This window comes from Streptomyces sp. NPDC051913 (assembly GCF_044593635.1).
Classification (GTDB): Bacteria; Actinomycetota; Actinomycetes; order Streptomycetales; family Streptomycetaceae; genus Streptomyces.
In genome coordinates, this window is the sequence record NZ_JBIUCI010000019.1 from 42,512 (window position 1) to 63,387 (window position 20,876).

Below are 20,876 nucleotides of genomic sequence, written 5' to 3' on the forward strand. Positions count from 1 at the left end.
CCAGATGCATACGTACGTCGTCGTCGACGCGTTCGCGCGCGAACCCCTCACCGGCAACCCGGTGGCGGTGTTCTTCGGGGCCGACGACCTGACCGCCGAGCAGATGCAGCGCATCGCCCGGGAGATGAACCTGTCGGAGACCACCTTCGTGCTCCGCCCCCGCCAGGACGACACCGACGCCCATGTGCGGATCTTCACCCCGGTCAACGAACTGCCCTTCGCGGGCCACCCGTTGCTCGGCACCGCCATCGCCCTCGGCGCCCGCACCGACGCCGACCGGCTGCGCATCGAGACCGCCATGGGCGTCGTACCGTTCGAGCTCGAACGCGCCGGCGGCAAGGTCGTCGCCACGAGCATGCGGCAGCCGGTGCCCGTCTGGGAGCCGTTCGACCGCACCGAAGAGCTCCTGGAGGCCCTCGGCGTCCACGACTCCGTCCTCCCCGTGGACATCTACCGCAACGGCCCCCGCCACGTCCTCGTCGGCTTCGAGAGCGTCGAAGCCCTCTCCAAGGTCGACCCCGACCACCGCGCCCTCGCCCGCTTCCCCGACATGGCGACCAACTGCTATGCCGGAGAAGGCAGTTCGTGGCGCAACCGCATGTTCTCGCCCGCCTACGGCGTCGTCGAGGACGCGGCCACCGGCTCCGCCGCGGGCCCCATCGCCATCCATCTCGCCCGGCACGGCCTCATCGAGTACGGGCAACGCATTCAGATCACCCAGGGCGTCGAGATCGGCCGCCCCTCACCCATGGGCGCGCTCGCCCACGGCCAGGGCGACCACGTCACCTCCGTCGAGGTCTCGGGCCCCGGAGTGGTCACCATCGAAGGGGTGCTCCATGTCTGACCTGTCCCAGCTCCACGCCACCAACGGCATGGCGGTGACCACCCGCGGCGGTTCCAGCCGCTCCGAGACCCTCACCGGCAACCTCCACGTGCCCTTCCCCGAGTTCATCGCACCCCCCGCCGAACCCATGGGGCTGCTCTCGGCATGGCTGGAGTCCGCCGTCACCCACAACGTCCGCGAGCCCCGCGCCATGGCCCTCGCCACCGCCGACGCCCGCGGCCGCGCCTCCTCGCGCATCGTCGCCCTCACCAAGGTGACGGACACCGGCATCGTGTTCATCACCCACTCCGACAGCCGCAAGGGCCGCGACCTCGCCGAGAACCCCTGGGCGTCCGGCGTCCTGTACTGGCGCGAGACCACCCAGCAGATCACCCTCGCCGGCCCGGTCACCCAGCTCTCCGAGGCCGAGTCCGAGTCCCTCTGGTACGCGCGGGCCGTCTTCACCCACGCCATGACGACCGTCTCCCGGCAGAGCAAGCCCCTCGACGACCTGGAGCACTTCGCCCGGCTGCGCTCCGAGGCCCTCGACCTGGGCGAGCCGCAGCGCCCGCTGCCCCGGCCCGCCACCTTCGTCGGCTACCGCCTCGACCCCGCCAGCATCGAGTTCTGGGGCAACGGCGTCGACCGCCTCCACGAACGCCTCCACTACGAGCGCACGGACGCCGGCTGGCAGTTCAGCCGACTCCAGCCCTGAGCCCCGGGAGCCATCATCACCACGTCCACGTCACCGGTGTTCACCGACCACCACGACCTGCGCGCCCGCAACCGCGAGGCCGTCGAGCAGTACATGCGCACCGGCCCCGAGGCCCGGCTCATCCGGTACACCCTCTACACCGACGACGGCACCGCGTCGCTGTTCTACACCGACATCGGCCGCCCCATCGTCGTCACCGGCCGCGAGAAGCTGAAGCGGCACGGCGAACTGTCGCTGAAGGTGCTGCCCGACTGGCAGTGGTACGACGTCCAGATCTACGAGACCCAGGATCCGTCCGTCATCTGGGTCGAGTGCGACGGCGAGGGCACGATCCGCTTCCCCGGTTATCCCGAGGGCCACTACCGCAACCACTTCATCCACGGCTTCACCCTGCACGACGGGAAGATCGCCGCCAGCCGCGAGTACACCAACCCGATCGAGCACATGAAGTCGCTGAGCATCGAGACCCCGCACATCCGCCGGGACTGGATCCCCACGTCCTGACCCGCGTCCTGCTGCCACGGGCCGCCCACCTGTTGTCAGGTGGGCGGCCCTTTTTTTGCGTTCCCCTCCGTCAGCCCAGGTAGCGCTGGATCGTCGGCTTGAGGAGCGCGACCAGCTCGTCCACCGGGGTGGAGGCGATCGGCTCCAGCTTCACGATGTAGCGCATCAGGACGACGCCCCACACCTGCGACGTCGCGGCGTTGACGTTGACCGCCGGCACGCCGATGGTCTCCGCGGCCTGGTAGATGTCCATGTCGGCGATGCCGATGGACTTGCCGGCCTGCGCGAACAGCTGGTTGGTGAGGAAGCCGCGCATCTGGTCGGCGCCCTCGTCACTGTTGACCGCGGCGGTCAGGAGCCCGAGCAGCCTGGGCCGCACCTGCGGGTCCTCCCACAGCACGAAGGCCGCGCGGAGAAGCTTCTCGGCGAGCTCGTCACGCGCCCCGGCGAGCGCGTTGGCGCCGGCGTCCCCGAGCGCGCCACCCAGCGAGTCCAGGGCCGAGCGCTCTTCGACCTCAGTGGCTTCCGACATTCTTCCTCCAGGTGTTTCGGTAACGGTGTTTCTCTAGTTGCGTTCGGCTGCGGTGCGCAGGGCGTCGGCGCGGTTGGTGTGTTCCCAGGTGAAGTCGGGGAGTTCGCGGCCGAAGTGGCCGTAGGCGGCGGTCTGGGTGTAGACCGGGCGCAGCAGGTCGAGGTCGCGGATGATGGCGGCGGGGCGCAGGTCGAACACGTCGGTGATGGCCTGCTCGATGGCTTCGACGGTGACGGTGTTGGTCCCGAAGGTCTCCACGAACAGCCCGACCGGTTCGGCCTTGCCGATCGCGTAGGCGACCTGCACCTCACACCGCTTGGCGAGTCCGGCCGCGACCACGTTCTTGGCGACCCAGCGCATGGCGTAGGCGGCCGAGCGGTCGACCTTGGAGGGGTCCTTGCCGGAGAACGCGCCACCACCATGGCGGGCCATCCCGCCGTAGGTGTCGATGATGATCTTCCGGCCGGTCAGGCCCGCATCACCCATCGGCCCGCCGATCTCGAACCGGCCCGTCGGGTTGACCAGCAGCCGATAGCCGTCCGTCTCCAGCTTGATCCCGTCCGCGGCGAGCTGGGCCAGGACGGGCTCGACGACATGGGTGCGGATGTCGGGGGTGAGCAGCGCGTCGAGGTCGATATCGGCGGCGTGCTGGGAGGAGACGACGACCGTGTCCAGGCGGACCGGCTTGTCGCCGTCGTACTCGATGGTCACCTGCGTCTTGCCGTCCGGGCGCAGGTAGGGCACCGTGCCGTCCTTGCGCACCTGGGTCAGCCGGAAGGAGAGCCGGTGGGCGAGTTCGATCGGCAGCGGCATCAGACTCGGCGTCTCATCGGAGGCGTAGCCGAACATCAAACCCTGGTCGCCGGCCCCCTGACGGTCCAGGAGATCCTCCTCACCCTCCACCCGTGACTCGTAGGCGGTGTCGACACCCTGGGCGATGTCCGGGGACTGCGCCCCGATGGACACCGACACCCCGCACGAGGCGCCGTCGAAGCCCTTGGCGGAGGAGTCGTAACCGATGTCGAGGATCGCCTCACGCACCAACTGGGCGATCGGGGCATACGCGGTGGTGGTCACCTCACCCGCGATATGCACCTGCCCCGTCGTGATCAGGGTCTCCACCGCGACCCGGGAGGCGGGGTCCTGGCCGAGCAGGGCGTCCAGGATCGTGTCGCTGATCCGGTCGGCGATCTTGTCGGGATGTCCCTCGGTCACGGACTCCGAGGTGAACAGACGACGGGACATGACACTCCAAGACGTCAGTGGGTGGGTGTACGGAGGTGGCCGGGGAGAGTCCCCGGCCACCTTGGTTTCTCAGCGCCTCGTCGGCGGTCGGTCAGCGCTTGGCCAGCTGGTCCTTGAGCTGGTCGGCGAGTGCGAGCCGCTGCACCTTGAGCGTCGCGGTGCGCGGCAGCTCGGCCTCCGGGATCTGCACCGGGTCCGCGAGCTGCGGGAAGCCGGCCGACGCGGCACGCCACCGCTCCAGGTCCAGCGGCTTGTCGCCGTGGGTGCAGATCACCGGCACCGCCTCGGAGTTGGGCCCCTGGACGACGACCAGTTCGCTCAGCTCGTGCAGCTCGGCCAGGACGACGTCCTCGATCTCCAGGGAGCTCGTGACGCCCGGGATCATGTCGACCTCGCGGTCGAGCATGTGCAGACAGCCGAACCGGGTGAAGTAGCCGACGTCGCCGGTGCCCCACCACTCGCCCTTGCGGTTGGCGTCGTAACGCTCCTGCTCGCCGTAGTACGTCTTGGCGATGCCCGGCCAGGCGACCTCGATACGGCCGGGGCTCTGCTCGGTCGGGCGGTGGCCGTCGCGGCTGACGACGCGCACCTTCGCCGCGCCCAGCGGCATCTGCCAGCCCACGCACCGCCCGTTGGCCTTGTGCGCGGAGTTCCGGAAGTAGGCGCGGCCGACGGCCGGGCCGACCTCGCTCTGCCCGTAGATCTGGAAGAACAGGGCGCCGCGCCGGTCGGAGGCCTTGAGGAGTGTGCTCATCGTGCCCGGGTGGATCGCGTCGAAGGTGCTGCTGAAGACCTTGACCGAGGCGAAGGGCGCCCGCGGGTCCTCGGCCAGGCCCTCCCACTCCATCAGCGAGTTGGGCAACGCCTCGATGAGGGCCGGGCGGTGCTCGATGAAGTGCTCGGCGACGACCGCGGGGTCCGTCTCCCGCAGCAGCAGGACCGGGTACTCCTTGAGCAGCGCGAGCGACATCGCCGCGACCATCCGCGAGTGCACGAACGGCACATGGATGGCAACGGTCTCCTTCTTGCGCAGCAGGGCCAGCAGCCGCCACTGCGGCAGCAGACGGATGCCCTGGGTGCGGGCGGTGTGCACCACGAGCTTGGGGATGCCGGTGGTGCCCGAGGTGTGGGTGATGACGGCGGCCTCGTCGATCGGCCGGATCACCGGCTTCACCCGCGGGGAGCCCGCGAGTTCACCGAGCGAGATCGCGCCCGGCCGGTCGAAGGCCGAGGTGATGACGCGCTCGGTGAGGTCCGCCAGCGGCACGTCGGCGAGGGTGTCGAGCTTGTTGCCGTCGGTGAGCAGCGTCGGCCGGCCGACCCGCTCCAGCAGGACGCCCACGGTGGCGGGGTCCAGGGCGGGAGAGATGTTGACGACGATCCCGCCGATACGGGAGATCGCCGACGCGAGCATCCAGTGGTCGGCGCCGGCAGTCTTGTAGATGAAGACGTGCTCGTCGGGCCGGACCCCGGCGGCCCACAGGCGGGCCGCCAGGTCGTCGACGTGGTCGGCGTACTGGGCCACCGTCAGCCGGCGTCCCACCTCCGGCAGGGCGTCGAGGTCGTGGTCCAGGGTGATCGGCGTCGACGGGTTCACGGCCGCGGCCATCTCCGGCAGGAGACCGATGTGCAGGCCGCGCTTCTGTATCGATGAGTAGGCGGTTGAGCCCTTCATCGGGCTGTCTCCTTTGCGCTGGGCGATGGATGTGCGGGCTGTCGCCGGCTCTGTGCGGGATACCGGGGGGGGGGTGAGGGACGCGCCGGGAGAGGCCCTAGGCTGCCGCGCGGCCCGCCTTCAGCGCCGCCGCCGTCTCCGTGACCCGGCGGGCCTGGTAGCGGGCGCCTTCCAGGACGACCTCGCTGGGGCCGCCGTTGCTGTTTCCGGCGCCCGAGACATACGAAGTGCCGTACGGATTACCCGTCTTGAACTGGATCGGGTCCGTGTAGCCGGGCGGGACGATGATGCCGCCCCAGTGGTAGAAGGTGTTGCTCAGCGCCAGGATCGTGGACTCCTGGCCGCCGTGCGCGGTGCCGGTCGCGGTGAAGGCCGAGACGACCTTGTCCGCGAGCCCGCCCCGCTGCCACAGCGGGCCCGCGGTGTCGATGAACGCCTTCAGCTGGCTGGAGACGTTGCCGAAGCGGGTCGGGGTGCCGAACAGCACCGCGTCCGCCCACTCCAGGTCGTCGAGCGTGGCCACCTCGACGTCGGCCGTGTCCTCGATGTGCTGGGCCCACGCCGGGTTGGAGTTGACCGCCTCCGGCGGGGCCAGCTCGCGGACCTTGCGCAGGCGCACGGTCGCGCCCGCCTTCTCCGCGCCCTCGGCCGCGGCCTGCGCCATGGTGTGCAGGTTGCCGGTGGCGCTGTAGTAGATGATCGAGACGTTGACGGCTGCCATATACGGTTCTTCCTTCGCTGACGTTCCGTCTGCCGGGTGCGCGCCTGCTACCGGGCGACGACGAGGGTGGCGGGCTCCGCGACATGGAACGAGACGTCCTCGAACCCGGCCTTGATCAGCCAGTCGCGGTAATCGCTGCGGGTCCAGGTGCTGCCCTGCCGGGTCTTGAGCAACATCTCCGAGGCGAAGATCAGCGGGAAGGCCGGGCCGCTGCGGTCGTCGTCGACCACGTAGTCGTTGACGACGAGGGTGCCGCCGGGCTTGAGGGCCTGCCGGAGCCGGGAGAAGACCTCGATGTTGCTCTCCGGGCTCTCCTGGTGGGCGATGTGCGAGTACACCGCGACGTCGTACTCGGCCGTACCGAAGTCGGTGGTGTGGAAGTCGCCGTTGAGCGTGGTGAACCGGTCCCCGACCCCGCGCTCGTCGAGCAGCCGGCGGGCGATCTCGTTGATCGGCTCCCAGTCGAGCTGGGTCGCCCTGGCGGCCGGGTTGGCCTCCAGCCAGATCCCCGAGTAGATGCCCGAGCCGCCGCCCACGTCGAGGATCGAGATCTCCCCGGCGTCGGCCAGCCCGAGCACCTCGGCGGCGACACCCGCGGCGGGCACCGACTGCGCGGCGATCGCCGTGACGATGCCCTCCCAGTGCGGGTTGTTGGCGACCTCGACGACCACGTCCTTGATCGGCCCGCCGACCCGGACGACCTCGGCCAGATCGGTCAGCGAGCCCGTGTGCCCCAGCTTCAGCCTGGCGAACGGGGCGAGCGACACCGGAGTGTCCTCGACCAGGTAGGTGGCCGCCTCAGGGGTGTTGCGGTAACGGCCCTCGTGCAGCTCGACCAGGCCGATGCTGACCAGCCCGTCGAGGAGGGTCTGCGCACCGCGCTCGGCGATGGCGGCCCGGCGGGCCAGCTCGTCGGCGCTGTCCACGCCGTCGGCGAGGTGGGTGAAGACCGAGTGGGTGGCGGCTGCGGCGAGGACCCCGGTGGCCCAGTAGCCGTTGATCAGCCGCATGATGCCGACAGGTGACGGCTGGTTGTTGGTCATGCTGCCCCTCCCAGGGCGAAAGTGGCGGGCGAGGTGGCGGTGGAGTGGGTGTGCACCGCGCTGCGCAGCGCGGCGACGACCCGCTCGACCTGGTGGGGCTTGAGTTCGGCGTGCATGGGGATGGAGAGCTGGCGGGCGAACAGGTCCGCCGAGACCGGGCAGGTCTGCTGGGCCTTGAACACCGGCTGCACATGGCCGGCCCAGGTGCCCTGCTGGCAGCCGATGCCCTGGCCGCGCAGCTCCGCGGCGACCGCGGCACGGTCCACGCCGGCGTCCAGGGTCACCATGTACGTCTGCCAGGCGTGGGTGCGGTCGTCGGGGACCGTCGGGGTGCCCACCAGGTCCTCGTCGGCGAGGAGTTCGGCGTACTGCGCGGCGACCGCGCTGCGGCGGGCCAGCAGTTCGTCGATCCGGCCGAGCTGCACCTGGAGGATCGCCGCGGCGATGTCGGACAGCTTGAAGTTGTAGCCGATCTCGGTGAACGTCGGCACGGGCAGGCCCACGACCTTGCCCATGTCGAAGATGCTCCCGATGCCGAACGAGGAGCGCAGCCGCGCGTCCTTGCCGATCTCCGGGTCGTGGGCGAGCAGCGCGCCGCCCTCACCGCTGGAGGCGCCCTTGCGTCCGTGGAAGGACAGGCACCCGATCTCGGCCAGCGCACCGGCCTGCCGGCCCTGGTAGGTGGCGCCGACCGCACAGGCGGCGTCCTCGACGAGGAACAGCCCGTGCCGGTCGGCGATCTCCTGCAGTTCCGTGTAGTCGGCGGGCATGCCCACCGTGTCGATCGCGACGATGCCCGCGGTGCGCGGGGTCACCAGGTCGGCCACCGCCTGCGGGTCGACCGTGTAGGTGTCGGGCCGTACGTCGGCGAAGACCGGCGTCGCGCCCACGTACAGCGCGGCCTGCGCGGGCGCCGGGAACCCGTAGTCGGCGACGATCACCTCGTCGCCCGGCCCTACGCCGAGCGCGAGCATCGCCAGGTGCAGCGCGGCCCCGCAGTTGGCGAGGGCCACGGCGTCACCGACGCCGTACTTCTTGGCGAGCTGGGCCTCCAGGGCCTTGCCCTTGGGGCCTTGTCCCGCGGGCCAGCCGGAGGCGAACACCTCGGCCACGGCGGCCAGTTCCTCCTCGCCGAGGCTCGCGTGGACGAGCGATATCGGTTCCATCTGGGGTCAGCTCCCACTCTGCTTCACGTGCGTCGCGTGCGTCGTCTGGCCGGGGATGTGCAGAGCGGGCGGGTCGTAGCGCAGCGGCGTCAGCTGCTCGACGTCGTACCGCTTGCGCATGGCCTCCACGGCCGCGGCGTCCACCGTGGTGCCGCGCGACCAGATCTCCGCGATCTCTTCGAAGTAGTCCTCGTGGATGGGCGAGGGCAGGCACTGGAACAGCATCTTCACCGGCCTGTCCGTGGCGTTGCGGAACGCGTGCGGAGTGCCGGGCGGCACGAACATGCAGCCGCCCTCGCTCGCCCGGATCACGCGGTCGCCCTTGGGGGACACCCAGTCGTGCCAGCTGTCCGGTGTGCGCTCGGTCGGCTCGAAGCACAGCAGGTCGAGCTCGCCCTCCAGGACGTAGAAGAACTCCTGGGCGTCACCGTGCACATGGGCCCCGACGTCGAAGCCGGGCGGCACGACCACTTCGAAGATCGACACGGAGGAGCCCATCTCCTTCGTGGCCTTGAAGGTCACCTCCTGTGCCCGGGTGACCAGCTTGCGCCCGGCGCCCGCCGGGAGGATGAGGTCGGTCATACGCGTCCCCTCCGCTGTTCGTACCGGTGCTCAGGACGTGGGCCGGGAGGAGTCGGAACCCCAGGTGCCCAGGGCCATCTCGGCGGTGATGCCGGGACCGAAGCCGGCGATCAGACCGGTGGCGCCGGGGGCCGGGGCGTCCTCCTCGAAGAGGCGCCGGGCGGCTTCGAGGACGACGGCGCTGGCGATGTTCCCGTACTCGCTCAGGGTCGACCAGCTGTGCCGGAAGACGTCCCGGTCGACCTCCAGGAACTTGGCGAGGTCGTCGAGGATGCGCGGGCCACCGGCGTGCACGATGTAGAAGTCGAGCTTGCCCGCGTCCCAGCTGTGGTCCTTGGCGAGCTCGCGCAGGACCGGGGCGAGCGGCTCCATCGTGCCGGGGACCCGGCGGTCGAGCTGGAAGTGGAAGCCGGTGTCCTTGACCGCGTAGGAGATCCAGTCCTCGGTGTTCGGTATCAGGTAGGAGGCGTTGCGCTCCAGCTCGATGCCGTTGCCGCCGATGCCGCGGACGACGGCGGCGGCGACCGCGTCACCGAACAGGCCGTCGGAGAGCAGCGAGCCGATGTCGTCGGCCTCCGGCTGGTAGCACAGCGAGCACAGCTCGCAGGAGACGATGAGGACGTTGCTGCCCGGGTGGGCCACGCAGAAGTCGTGGGCCCGGTTGATGGCCGCGCCGCCCGCCGCACAGCCGAGCTGGGCGATGGGGATCTGCCGGGTGTCGGGGCGGAAGCCCAGCTTGTTGATGAGCCACGCCGTCAGCGACGGCATCATGAAGCCGGTGCACGACACGTAGATCATCGCGTCGATGTCCCGGGCCCGCAGATCGGCGTTGGCCAGCGCGCGCTCGATGACCTCGGGGGTGCGCTTCTTCGACTCGACCTCGTAGATGCGGTTGCGCTCCTCGAAGCCCGGGTGGCGCAGCGTCTGCTCGATGGGCTGCACGATGTGCCGCTTCTTCACGCCGGTGTTGCGGATCAGGCGGAGGGCCAGGGGCAGTTGCGGCTTTCCGGCGTGCGCCTTCTCCGCAAATTCCAGAGTCTCTTCCACCGTGATGATGTGTTCCGGCGCCATCATGGCCGGCTTGCAAAGCCTGGGCATATCTGGAATCCACTTCTCTTGGGGTCTCGACAGCGGGGGCGGTGCGGCGGGCGGGTCACGCTTGCTCAGCAAGCGCTACAAGGTGCCTCAAGACCGAGCGGTCGCGGCTGGCGGCGACGAGCCTCGGATGGTTCAGTGGCAGGGGTGCCGGACAGGGAAGGCGATCACGGCGAAGTACGTGAACATGGCGATGAGGCCGGGAGAGTCCGGGAAAGGACTTCGGCTGTCCGGGAGATACCGTCGGCTGTCAGGTGCGCAGGGGCTGGATTCGCCCTGCGGGAACCGGCGAACGACCCTCGGCCCATTGCCTCTTGCTGTTTTCGGGCAGGCGAGGGGTGCGAAAATAGTGACACGCGCTGAGGAGCCGAGCCAAGTGCCTGTTAGGCATACCCGAGCCAGACTCCAGGCGTACTCTCGCGCGCTTCAGGCAGGGGTCAGGACCCACCCCGCCGCACCCCTTCTGACCAGCGCGTTCATTGATCCGCGCGCGAGTCGCGAGACCCCGTTCCCGACCCTTCGGAAGCATGCGTTCCGGCCTCCGTGGCGCACCGGGCACCCATCGCCTCAAGTGAATCAAGACCGTACGGCAGGGGATCGTCCAGCACATGTGTGCCGGATTCCGTCGGCGGCCCGTCACATTTGCCCGCCGCGGCCTGTCACACAGGCGAGGCTCTGCTGGGAGGAAGCGACCTGATGAACGAAAACGAATGGCTGGCCGCCCGATTCGAGACCGACCGCCCCCGGCTGCGCGCGGTGGCCTACCGGGTGCTCGGATCCATGGCGGAGGCCGACGACGCCGTCCAGGAAGCCTGGCTGCGGGTGACCCGCTCGGACGCCAGCGAGGTGGAGAACATGAGCGGCTGGCTCACCACCATCGTGGCCCGGGTCTCGCTGAACATGCTCCAGTCCCGCAAGTCGCGCCGCGAGGACCTCGTGGACGCCCCCGAGACCGACCACGCCCACCACCGGGAGGCGGAGTCGGTCGACCCGGAGCAGGAGGCGCTGCTCGCCGAGTCGGTCGGGGCCGCGATGTTCCTCATCCTCGACACCCTCACGCCCGCCGAACGGCTGGCGTTCGTCCTGCACGACATGTTCGCGGTGCCCTTCGAGGAGATCGCCCCGATCGTCGACCGCACCCCGGCCGCGGCCCGCCAGCTGGCCAGCCGGGCCCGCCGCCGCTTCCAGCGCCAGGGCCTCAAGCCGGAGGCCGTGGACATGGACACGGTCGCGAAGACCCCGCCCGCCCCGGCGGGAAACCCGGCCGGCGAAGCCTCCCAGGCCGGCAAGGCCGACTTCGTGCACGCCTTCCTCACCGCGTCCCGCGAGGGCGACTTCGAGGCGCTGCTGGCCATCCTCGCCCCGGACATCGTGGTCCGCGCCGACCACGCGGCCGTGCAGATGGGCATGGCCACCGGCATCGGCCTGGCCACGGGCGCGGGGCTCACCGAGGAGATGCGCGGCTCCGACGCCGTCACCCGCGCCTTCTCCAAGCTCTCCTGGGCGCCGGTGCCCGCCCTCATCGACGGCTCCGCGGGCCTCGCCTACGTCCGCGACGGCGTGGCGCACGCCGTGTTCCGCTTCGACATCGCCGAGGGCCTGATCACCAACATCGACATCCGCGCCGACCTGACCGGCCTGGACATCATCATCCTGAACTGAGCACGAAGAAGGGGCGGCCCCTGTGGGCCGCCCCTTCTTCCGTGTCTGCGGAACCTCAGTCCTCCAGCGCGTCGAACGCCTTCAGCAGCCGCCGCTGGATATCGGTGATGTGGTAGTACGCGCCGAGCTTGTAGTACTCCTCCGTGGGCGACAGCGTCAGCCCGTACACGAGGGTGCGCTTCTCGCCGACATACGCGTACGGCGCCTTCGTGCCGTAGTCGCGGAACTGCTCGATGTCGCGCTCGTCCACGGACGGCACCAGCGTCGGGTCGGTGGAGATCACCGCGAAGCACAGCCGGTCGATCTTGCCGGTGTCCCAGTTGAGCGTCGGGTAGACCGAGAACGAGCGCTTGCAGAACTCCAGCCCCAGCTCGGTCGGCACATGCAGACCCAGCTCACGCACCAGAGCCAGCACCGACTCCGGCGCCAGCGTCTGCTGGCTCAGCTCGCTGAAGTACAGGTTGACCTGGCGCTTCTTGTAGTCCATCGACGTCATCTGGACCTTGTCCAGCCCGTAGCGGGCGAACAGCTCCGCGTTCTCCGCCACGGACGCCGGCATCGAGGGGATGGCGCTCAGCTGCGCGACCCCGGGCATGTCGTCGGTCGGGAAGAACGCGTACGTCTTCTTGAAGCCACCGGTGACCTCGCCGTCGATGGCGAACATCGACACCGGCAGATGCTTCTGGGTGTCGGCCAGCAGATCGTCCACGGGGTGACCGGTCGCCGGGAACAGCCCCTTGTCCACCACGGTGGCGTACGGGTCGCCCTGGCTGGTCGGCACCGAGATGCTGAAGTCCAGCTCCGTGGAACGACGTCCGCTCGCCATGGAGAAGACGACGACACCGTCGGTGAGGGTGTCCTGGAACTCGGTCAGCAGCGGGTAGATCTTCTCGCGTGCGCAGGTCACGCCCAGCAGTCCAGCCGCCTCCTCCATGGCCGCGTACACGCGCTCGACATCAGCGGCTCCGGACATTCATACCTCCACGCGTCGATCCTGACGATCCGTCCGCGCCTCAGCGTCGGCCATCGACCTTGAACCACGCTGGAGGATCGATTGGCGCTGACTGGTCGAACAGACCCTCGACGCCATGGGGCACGCACAATGGCCGAAGCATTGCCTGCCCGATCGAGAGTGGGGGCGAGTTCACGAGTGGCTGACGACACGAACAATGCGGATGCGTGGCGCATAGCGGCGCTGGAACGCGAGATCCAGGAACTGCGCCGCACCAACGAGGAACTGCGCGTGTACGTGGCCAGAGAGCTCGAATCCGACTCCGAATTCACGGTCGTGGCCGACCAGGAACTGGCGGAAATAGACGTCGCCGGCGCCCGCGGAGCAAGCACCCCTGCACCCCCGCGCCCCCTGGCCGAGTTCCACGCCCTCGGCCCCATCGAGGCCTACGTCGGCGGCCGGCTCGTCGACCTCGGCGCCCCCAAGCAGCGCGCCCTGCTCGCGCTGCTCGTCGGCAAGGTGGGCCGGCCGGTGGCCGTCGACACCATCGTCGAGGAACTGTGGGCCGGCCAGCCGCCGCCGTCCGCGGTCTCCTCCCTCCAGGCCTACGTCGCCAACCTGCGCCGCGTCCTGGAACCCGACCGCGCCCCCCGCACCCCGCCGACGGTCCTGCGCACCTACGGCCGCGGCTACCTCCTCGACACCCGGGTCGTGGAGGTCGACGTGCACTGGTTCGGCGAACGCTCCGTCGCCGGCTGGCAGGCCCTGGACCGGGGCGACGCGCGCAGCGCGGTCCACGAGTTCGAGGCGGCGCTGGCCCTGTGGCGCGGCCAGGCGTACGCCGAGGTCGCCGACACCGCCTACATCCGGCCCGACGTGGCCCGCCTCGAAGAGCTGCGCCTGTCGGTGGTCGAGGGCCGGTGCGCGGCCCTGCTCGCCGTCGGCGTCCACGAGATCGCGGTGGCCGAACTGGAGGCGTTCGTCCAGGACCACCCGCTACGAGAGTACGGCTGCGAACTCCTGGGCCTCGCCCTCTACCGGGCGGGCCGCCAGGCCGACGCCCTGGCCGTGCTCCGCACCAACCAGCGCCGCCTGGCGGACGAACTGGGCATCGACCCGCGCCCGGCCCTGCGCCGCCTGGAGCAGCAGATCCTCACCCAGTGCGCGTCCCTGGACTGGCACCCGGCCCCCCGCCCCGCCGCCGCGACCCGGCGCCCCCCAGAGGTCCCCGACCGCCGGCCCGTCCGCCGCCCGCCGACCCACCGCGACCACCTGCCCAGGCCCGACTTCTTCCGCTCGTCCCTGCTGGCGGAGCTGTAGTCCGCGCATCGCGGACCACCCCGCGGCCACGGGCCGTGACCCTGCCCTCCCCGCTGCCCCAAGACGTCCGGCAGCGCCCGACACCACCGCTTCGTCGGCCTGGCACCCGCACGGACCTCGCCCCGCTGCCCCAAGGCGTCCGGCAGCGCCCGACGCCACCGCTTCGTCGGCCTGGCAGCCGCAGGGGCCTCGCCCTGTTGTTCTGGGGCGTCCGGCAGCGGCTGATGCCACTGCTTCGTCGGCCTGGCAGCCGCACGGACCTCGCCCTGCTGCCCCAAGGCGTCCGGCAGCGGCCGACGCCACCGCCTCCTCCGCCCCGCAGCCGCACGGACCTCCCCCTGCTGTTCCAGGGCGTCCGACAGCGGCTGATGCCACCGCTTTGTCGGCCTGGCAGCCGCAGGGGCCTCGCCCTGTTGTTCCGGGGCGTCCGGCAGGGACTGATGCCACTGCTTCGTCGGCCTGGCACCCGCACGGACCTCGCCCCGCTGGGCCAAGGCGTCCGGCAGCGACTGATGCCACCGCTTCGTCGGCCTGGCACCCGCACGGACCTCGCCCCGCTGGGCCAAGGCGTCCGGCAGCGCCCGACACCACCGCTTCGTCGGCCTGGCACCCGCACGGACCTCGCCCCGCTGCCCCAAGACGTCCGGCAGCGACTGACGCCACCGCTTCGTCGGCCTGGCAGCCGCAGGGGCCTCGCCCCGCTGTTCCAGGGCGTCCGGCAGCGGCCGATGCCACTGCCTCCTCCACCCCGCAACCGCACGGACCACGCCCGCTCACCCGCGTCATCAGCGGCCGACGCTCCGGGGCAGGCCGGTCCACGCGACACGAGCCAGCCGCGGGCGGCGCGCGGCGCTCACGCCTCCGCGGTCCGGCGGGGCGGGGAGCCGGCCAGCGGCGAGGAGTCCTCGTAACGGACCTCGTAGCGCCGCTCGGTGAACTTCCAGCCGTCCCCGGTGCGCTGGTAACGGTCGTGGTAGATGGCGTAGTTGAGGCCGCCCCGGCCGTCGAAACCACGCCCCACCTCCGACATGTAGGCGCGGCCCGAAGCGGTGTCGCCGTCGAGCACGATCAGACCCGGGTGCGTATTCTGCACCAGGAAGTCCACGACCTTCGGCACCCGCCTGCCCCACGCCCGGATCTCCTCCGGACCCTCCAGCTCGATGGGGATGTTGGGCATCCGCAGCACCCCGTCGTCCGTGAAGAGCGTCGCCACCCGGTCGTAGTCGCGCATCATCACCCCGTCGGTGAACTCACCGCGCAGCGCCTCGATTTCGACGCGGTCCGCGATGGCCTGGAAGTCATTCATCGCTTTCCTCTTTCTGATTACCGGAATTCCCGGACGGTGTGTTCGTCCGCCTCACCATGACGACAGCCCGGCCCCGCCGAATGTGACAGCCGAAGGCCGTTTCCCGGCCCGAGTCCCCCGGACGGGTGAGCGCATACGGCACCGCGTTCGACGTAGAGCGAGCACGTTCGACGTATTGCGGTGTTCTTCGAGGTCAGCGGCCGTCCATGGGCGGCGCCAAGTGGGCGCCAACCGGCTCCATAGTCGGCCCCAACCACCCCACCCGATGCTGGATGCCGCAGCACTGGCCGAAGTGCGTCGTCATGCCTGTTCACCCGTAATCCACGACGGCCCGCCGCGCGTGTGGGCCCTCATCTGATGGAAGGCCGAATATGGAGGCTACCGAGGTTCCGGTTCTGATCGTGGGCGGAGGCGGCTGCAGCCTGTCCGCCTCCGTCTTCCTGTCGGACCACGGTGTGCGGCACCTGCTCGTGGAACGGCACGCGGACACGTCGATCCTGCCGAAGGCGCACTACATCAACCAGCGCACGATGGAGATCTTCCGCCAGCACGGCCTCTACGACGACGTCGTCGAACGCGCCTCCACCACCGACCGCTTCGGCCGGGTGCGCTGGCAGACCACTCTCACCGGCGAGGGCCCCCTGGACCGCCGGATCATCCACGAGATGGACGCCTTCGGCGGTGGCGCGCTGACCGAGGTGTACGCCGCCGACGGCCCCGTACTGCCGTTCAAACTGCCCCAGTTGCGGCTGGAGCCGATCCTGCGGCGGCAGGCCGAGGAACGTAACCCCGGCGGGGTCCTCTTCTCCCACGAACTGGTCTCCTTCACCCAGGAGGACGACCACGCCGTCGCCGAGATCCGTGACCTCGCCACCGGCGAGACCACCCGGGTCGTCGCCCGGTACGTCATCGCCGCCGACGGCGGCCGCACCCTCGGCCCCCAGCTCGGCGTCCAGATGCAGGGCACGGTGAAGATGGCCGACGTCTCCACCGCCTACTTCTCCGCCGACCTGTCCAAGTGGTGGCACGACGGCACCCTGATGACCTGGTTCATCAACCCCGAGCGCGCCGACCGCAACTTCACCCTGCTGGAGATGGGCCCCAACTGGGGCCGGCAGTGCGAGGAATGGGGCCTGACCTCCTTCCTCCTGGGCGACGCCGACCGCGCCGACCCCGAGGCCGTCGCCGTCCGCATCCGCGAGGTGCTGGGCCTGCCCGACCTCGAACTGACCGTGCACAAGGTGTCGCAGTGGACGGTGGAGGGCGTGCTCGCCGACCGCTACCGGTCCGGCCGCGTCCTCATCGTCGGCGACGCCGCCCACCGCCAGCCGCCCACCACCGGCCTCGGCCTCAACGGCGGCATCCAGGACGTCCACAACCTCGCCTGGAAGCTCGCCGCCGTCCTCTCCGGCCAAGCCGACGACGGACTCCTCGACACCTACGAGAGCGAGCGGCGCCCGGTCGGCAAGCGCAACGTCGACTGGGGCCTGGCCGCCTGGTTCCACCACCGCGTCATGACGGAGGCCGCCCTCGGCCTCGGCCCGCACGTACCGCCCGAGCGCCGCTCCTCCGCGTTCGCCGGCTACTTCGAGCAGTCCGAGGTCGGCGACGTCAGGCGGGCCAGGGCGGCGGAGCTCTTCGCCACCCACCGCGCCGAGTGCCAGGCCCACGACCTGGAGATCGGTTACGTCTACGAGGAAGGCGCCCTCGTCCCCGACGGCACCCAGGCGCCGGCCGGCTCGCCCATGGGCACCGAGTACCACCCCACCACCCGCCCCGGGCACCGGCTGCCGCACGCCTGGCTGGAGCGCGACGGCCGACGGCTGTCCACCCACGACCTGGTCGGCGCCAACGGCGGCTTCGCCCTCCTCACCGGCCCCACCGGCACCGGCTGGGCCGAGGCGGCCGAGCAGGTCGCCGAGAAGTTCTCGATCCCCCTCACCGTCGCCCGCATCGGAGCCGGCGCCGAGTACACCGGCGACGGCTGGGCCGACGTACGGGAGATCACCGAAGACGGCGCCGTCCTGGTACGCCCCGACAACCACGTGGCGTGGCGCTCCATGGACGCGGCCGACCATCCGGCGGCCGTGCTGACACAGGTGTTGTCCCAGCTCATGGACCACGGGACAGCCGACAGGACCTAGCCCCGAAGGTCCCGCCGGGAAATCGGTGACGGCAGCCCGTCACATTCCTCCGCCGGGACCTGTCAAAGGGACGAGGCCTTGAGTCCGACCCAAAAAACAACGAGGAGAACAGACCATGTCCACAACCAGTGCCGTGCCTGCGGCAAGGGACTCACGGCGGTGGATGGTTCTCGCCGTCATCTGTGTCGCCTACCTCATGCTCACCCTCGACATGACGGTGATGAACCTGGCTCTGCCGTCGGCGCAGGAGGCCCTCGACTTCTCGGACGCGGACAAGCAGTGGATCGTCACGTCGTACGCCCTGTGCTACGGCACGCTGCTGCTGATCGGCGGAAAGCTCTCTGACCTCATCGGCCGCAGGGAGACCTTCCTCGTCGGCCTGGTCGGGTTCGCCGCGGCCTCCGCGGTCGGCGGCGCGGCCAACAGCTTCGGGATGCTGGTGACCGCCCGCGCGGCCCAGGGTGTCTTCGCCGCACTGCTCGCGCCCACCACCCTGTCGATGCTGGCCACCACGTTCACCGACCCCAAGGAGCGCGGCAAGGCCTTCGGCGCCTTCAGCGCGGTCGCGGCCAGCGGCGGCGGTCTGGGTCTGCTGATCGGCGGCGCGCTCACCTCCGGCCTGAACTGGCGCTGGTGCATGTACGTCAACCTGGTGTTCGCCGCGTTCTGCCTGATCGTCGGCGGTCGCCTGGTGCCGCGCCAGCCCCGCGCCAAGGCCAGCCTGGACATCCCCGGCGTCATCCTGGTCTCCGCCGGCCTCTTCGGCCTGGTCTACGGCTTCTCCAACGCGGCCACGCACTCCTGGGGCACCCCCTCGACCTGGGGCTTCCTCGCCGCCGGTGCCGTGCTGCTGATCGTGTTCGCCGCCTGGCAGACCCGCGCCCAGCAGCCGCTGCTGCCCCCGCGCGTCGTCACCGACCGTAACCGCGGTGGTGCCTACCTGACCTCGCTCCTCGTCGGGATCGGCATGTTCGGTGTGCTGCTCTTCCTGATCTACTACCTGCAGACCGAGCTCGGCTACTCCGCGATCAAGTCCGGTCTCGCCCTGCTCCCGATGATGATCGTCACCGGTGTGGCCAGCAACGTCGGCAACATCAAGGTGATGCCGAAGTCCGGCCCGCGTCCGCTGATCACCATCGGCATGCTGGTCAACGCCGGCGCGATGCTCTGGCTGACGCAGATCGGCGCCGACTCCAACTACGCCACCGCGATCCTCGGCCCGCTCATGCTCATCGGCCTCGGCATGGGCATGATCTACGCCGCCGCTCTGAACACCGGCACCTCCGGTGTGGCCCCGCAGGACGCGGGCGTCGCCTCGGCGACCATCAGCGCCGGCTCCCAGCTCGGCGGCGCCATCGGCACCGCCCTGCTCAACACGATCGCCGCCAGCGCGGCCAGCGACTACGTCTCCAGCCACGCGCAGGGCAAGCCGGGCGCCGAGGTGTTCCACCTCGCCGCGATCGAGGGCTACCAGCAGGTGTTCTGGTGGTGCGCCGCCATCTTCACCGCCGGCGCCGTCCTCGGCGGACTGATCCTGCGCAGCGGCCCGCTCCCGGCACCCGCCTGGGCCGCCAAGCCGAAGGTGGAGGAGCCGGAGGCCGGCGAGCCGGAGAAGGCACTGTCCTGACACACACCGCCTGAGCGACACGAAAGAGGGCCGGGTCACCCCGGCCCTCCTTTCGTTTCCCGGCGGCTTGTGTCAGCCGCGACGCGCGTCGGCTACGGCGCGCGTCAGCTACGGCGCAGCGAAGGCTTGCGCACCCGGAAGTTCGCCATCATGCCCATCGACGCGTGGTCGAACATGTGGCAGTGGTACACGTAGGTGCCCTCGTAACCGGTGAAGGTCGCCTGTAGCTTGACCGTCTCCCCGGGCAGCAGCGGCACCGTGTCCTTCAGCCCGCTCTCCGGCCCGGACGTGACGGGCTTGCCGTTGCGCTCCAGCACCCGGAACTGCACCAGGTGCATATGGAAGTTGTGCGGGGTGTAGAGATTGGCGTTGCGCACGTTCCAGATCTCCGTGGCCCCGTACTCGATCTCCGTGTCGACCCGGTCCATGTCGAACGACTTGCCGTTGATGAACGCGTCCATGGTCGCGCCCGTCTCGTCCATGCTCAGCACGAAGTCACGGCTGACCGTGGCGCTCCCCAGCGCGGGCAGCTTGCGCAGCGTCGCGGGCACCGTGCTGCGGTCCGTGACGGGAGCGGTGACCCGGAACTGCAACACCCGACCGAGCTGGTCGACGGGCTCGCCGGGCAGCAGACCGCCGGTGTTGGCCAGGATCAGCTTGGTGCCGGCGGCGTACTTGGAGAAGTCGATGACGATGTCGGCCCGCTCACCGGGGGAGAGCGACACCGACGTCACATCGAGCGGCTTCTCCAGCAGCCCGCCGTCGGACCCGATCTGCTGGAAGGACGAGCCGTCGGACAACTGCAGCGTGTAGAAGCGCAGGTTGGCCGTGTTGAACAGCCGGAAGCGGTACTTGCGGGCGGCGACCTCGAAGTACGGCCACGCCTTGCCGTTGGCCAGCAGCACCTGGCGCTTCATGAAGTCGCCCATGCTGTACACGAGTTGGCCGCTGTCGTCGAACCGCGCGTCGCGCAGCGCGATCGGCACGTCATACGCCCCCGACGGCAGGTTGAGGTTCTTCTCCACGTCGTCGGTGAGCAGATAGAAGCCGGTCAGCCCGCGGTAGACGGTCTCCGACTCCTGGTGGTGGGCGTGGTCGTGGAACCACAGGTTCGCGTGCGGCTGGGCGTTGGGATACGTGTAGATCTTCGAGTCGCCGCCCGGCGCGATGAGATCCATCGGCGAGCCGTCACTGCTCTCCGGCACATGCGCGCCGTGCAGATGGATCGAGGTCGACACACCCAGCCGGTTGGTCTGCCGGACCAGGACGCGCCGCCCGGAGGTCGCCTTGATGACGGGACCGGGGAAGTTGCCGTTGAAGGTGTACACGCGGGTCTTGCGGCCCGGCAGGATCTCGGCGTCCGCCTCCTGCATGGCGATGTCGTAGTAGCTGGTCAGGCCCAGGTCGCACACCGGCTCCAGCACCTTGGGCACCGGCATCGCCTGCTCGAACTGCGGAACGGTGGTCGGGTCCAGCTCGCTGGCCTCGGCCGTTCCGGCCATCGCGGGCACCAGCAGGCCCGCACTGCCGAGGGCGCCGGTCAGCGCGGCCCCCGTCATGAGGACGGTTCTGCGGTGGATCATGTCCCCTCCCCGTGGAGTGACGTGTGTTGGACATCAGAGACCCCGCAGAGGATGCCCGGCCGCACTCTCCGGTCCCTGGAGTGCTGGTGGAGCAGGAGAGACGGGAGAGCAGCCGTGGGACCGGCCGACCCCTACGGCCGACGGACCTGTCACCTCCCCCCGCCGCGACCTGTCACATAGA

At 70.1% G+C, this 20,876-nt stretch carries 18 protein-coding genes; 7 read left to right on the top strand and 11 right to left on the bottom strand.

The annotated features are described in order from the left end of the window. The first annotated feature begins 4 nt into the window (after positions 1-4). The 3 genes from ACIHIX_RS39065 to ACIHIX_RS39075 are packed head-to-tail and all read left to right on the top strand — an operon-like array spanning position 5 to position 2,042. A complete protein-coding gene (locus tag ACIHIX_RS39065; protein WP_399964939.1) occupies positions 5-844 on the top strand; it encodes a PhzF family phenazine biosynthesis isomerase in 840 nt (279 codons plus the stop codon). Continuing rightward, positions 837-1,538, top strand: coding sequence for a phenazine biosynthesis FMN-dependent oxidase PhzG (gene phzG, locus ACIHIX_RS39070; RefSeq protein ID WP_399964941.1), 702 nt, complete (start codon positions 837-839; stop codon positions 1,536-1,538). The genes ACIHIX_RS39065 and phzG overlap by 8 nt, the downstream gene beginning before the upstream one ends. Before the next feature lie 36 nt (positions 1,539-1,574). After that, entirely contained in the window at positions 1,575-2,042 is a 468-nt protein-coding gene (locus tag ACIHIX_RS39075; protein ID WP_331728917.1) for a PhzA/PhzB family protein, read from the top strand. 70 nt (positions 2,043-2,112) lie between these two features. Here ACIHIX_RS39075 and ACIHIX_RS39080 read toward each other — a convergent pair whose 3' ends face one another. The 8 genes from ACIHIX_RS39080 to ACIHIX_RS39115 all read right to left on the bottom strand — a co-directional run bounded on the left by ACIHIX_RS39080 (position 2,113) and on the right by ACIHIX_RS39115 (position 10,104). Further along, positions 2,113-2,574: a hypothetical protein gene (locus ACIHIX_RS39080; protein ID WP_331728915.1), complete on the bottom strand. Its 462-nt coding sequence runs from the start codon at positions 2,572-2,574 to the stop codon at positions 2,113-2,115. A 33-nt stretch (positions 2,575-2,607) separates the two neighbouring features. Then, a complete protein-coding gene (metK, locus tag ACIHIX_RS39085; RefSeq protein WP_399964944.1) occupies positions 2,608-3,819 on the bottom strand; it encodes a methionine adenosyltransferase in 1,212 nt (403 codons plus the stop codon). A 91-nt stretch (positions 3,820-3,910) separates the two neighbouring features. Then, a complete protein-coding gene (locus tag ACIHIX_RS39090) occupies positions 3,911-5,494 on the bottom strand; it encodes a class I adenylate-forming enzyme family protein (RefSeq protein ID WP_399964946.1) in 1,584 nt (527 codons plus the stop codon). Between the two features lie 97 nt (positions 5,495-5,591). Further along, positions 5,592-6,215: an NAD(P)H:quinone oxidoreductase gene (gene wrbA, locus ACIHIX_RS39095; RefSeq protein WP_399964949.1), complete on the bottom strand. Its 624-nt coding sequence runs from the start codon at positions 6,213-6,215 to the stop codon at positions 5,592-5,594. Positions 6,216-6,262: 47 nt separating this feature from the next. After that, positions 6,263-7,258 carry a methyltransferase dimerization domain-containing protein gene (locus ACIHIX_RS39100; protein ID WP_399964951.1) on the bottom strand — a complete coding sequence of 332 codons (996 nt, stop codon included), beginning with the start codon at positions 7,256-7,258 and terminating at the stop codon, positions 6,263-6,265. After that, positions 7,255-8,424 carry a DegT/DnrJ/EryC1/StrS family aminotransferase gene (locus ACIHIX_RS39105; protein ID WP_399964953.1) on the bottom strand — a complete coding sequence of 390 codons (1,170 nt, stop codon included), beginning with the start codon at positions 8,422-8,424 and terminating at the stop codon, positions 7,255-7,257. The genes ACIHIX_RS39100 and ACIHIX_RS39105 overlap by 4 nt, the downstream gene beginning before the upstream one ends. 6 nt (positions 8,425-8,430) lie before the next feature. After that, complete coding sequence (locus tag ACIHIX_RS39110; RefSeq protein WP_331728899.1) at positions 8,431-9,006, bottom strand: cupin domain-containing protein; 576 nt, start codon at positions 9,004-9,006, stop codon at positions 8,431-8,433. Between the two features lie 30 nt (positions 9,007-9,036). Then, the gene (locus ACIHIX_RS39115; RefSeq protein ID WP_331728896.1) at positions 9,037-10,104 is read right to left on the bottom strand and encodes a type III polyketide synthase; all 1,068 of its coding nucleotides are present in this window, start codon (positions 10,102-10,104) and stop codon (positions 9,037-9,039) included. A 693-nt stretch (positions 10,105-10,797) separates the two neighbouring features. On the opposite strand from ACIHIX_RS39115, the gene ACIHIX_RS39120 reads away from it, so the two are divergent. Next, positions 10,798-11,763, top strand: coding sequence for a sigma-70 family RNA polymerase sigma factor (locus ACIHIX_RS39120; RefSeq protein ID WP_399964955.1), 966 nt, complete (start codon positions 10,798-10,800; stop codon positions 11,761-11,763). Between the two features lie 55 nt (positions 11,764-11,818). On the opposite strand, the gene ACIHIX_RS39125 is transcribed toward ACIHIX_RS39120, so the two are convergent. Next, on the bottom strand, positions 11,819-12,736 hold the full coding sequence (locus tag ACIHIX_RS39125; protein ID WP_399964957.1) for an aromatic prenyltransferase: 918 nt from the start codon (positions 12,734-12,736) through the stop codon (positions 11,819-11,821). A gap of 177 nt (positions 12,737-12,913) precedes the next feature. On the opposite strand from ACIHIX_RS39125, the gene ACIHIX_RS39130 reads away from it, so the two are divergent. Continuing rightward, complete coding sequence (locus ACIHIX_RS39130; RefSeq protein ID WP_399964959.1) at positions 12,914-14,035, top strand: BTAD domain-containing putative transcriptional regulator; 1,122 nt, start codon at positions 12,914-12,916, stop codon at positions 14,033-14,035. 853 nt (positions 14,036-14,888) lie between these two features. Here the strand turns inward: ACIHIX_RS39130 and ACIHIX_RS39135 are convergent. Then, complete coding sequence (locus ACIHIX_RS39135; protein WP_399964961.1) at positions 14,889-15,341, bottom strand: nuclear transport factor 2 family protein; 453 nt, start codon at positions 15,339-15,341, stop codon at positions 14,889-14,891. A gap of 371 nt (positions 15,342-15,712) precedes the next feature. Here ACIHIX_RS39135 and ACIHIX_RS39140 point away from each other — a divergent pair, with 371 nt between their 5' ends. Both ACIHIX_RS39140 and ACIHIX_RS39145 read left to right on the top strand, forming a co-directional pair. Further along, positions 15,713-17,485 carry an FAD-dependent monooxygenase gene (locus tag ACIHIX_RS39140; RefSeq protein ID WP_399964963.1) on the top strand — a complete coding sequence of 591 codons (1,773 nt, stop codon included), beginning with the start codon at positions 15,713-15,715 and terminating at the stop codon, positions 17,483-17,485. A gap of 115 nt (positions 17,486-17,600) precedes the next feature. Next, positions 17,601-19,112, top strand: a complete 1,512-nt coding sequence (locus tag ACIHIX_RS39145; protein ID WP_399964966.1) for an MFS transporter — start codon at positions 17,601-17,603, stop codon at positions 19,110-19,112. Between the two features lie 104 nt (positions 19,113-19,216). On the opposite strand, the gene ACIHIX_RS39150 is transcribed toward ACIHIX_RS39145, so the two are convergent. Further along, complete coding sequence (locus ACIHIX_RS39150; RefSeq protein WP_331728876.1) at positions 19,217-20,695, bottom strand: multicopper oxidase domain-containing protein; 1,479 nt, start codon at positions 20,693-20,695, stop codon at positions 19,217-19,219. Between the last annotated feature and the right edge of the window lie 181 nt (positions 20,696-20,876).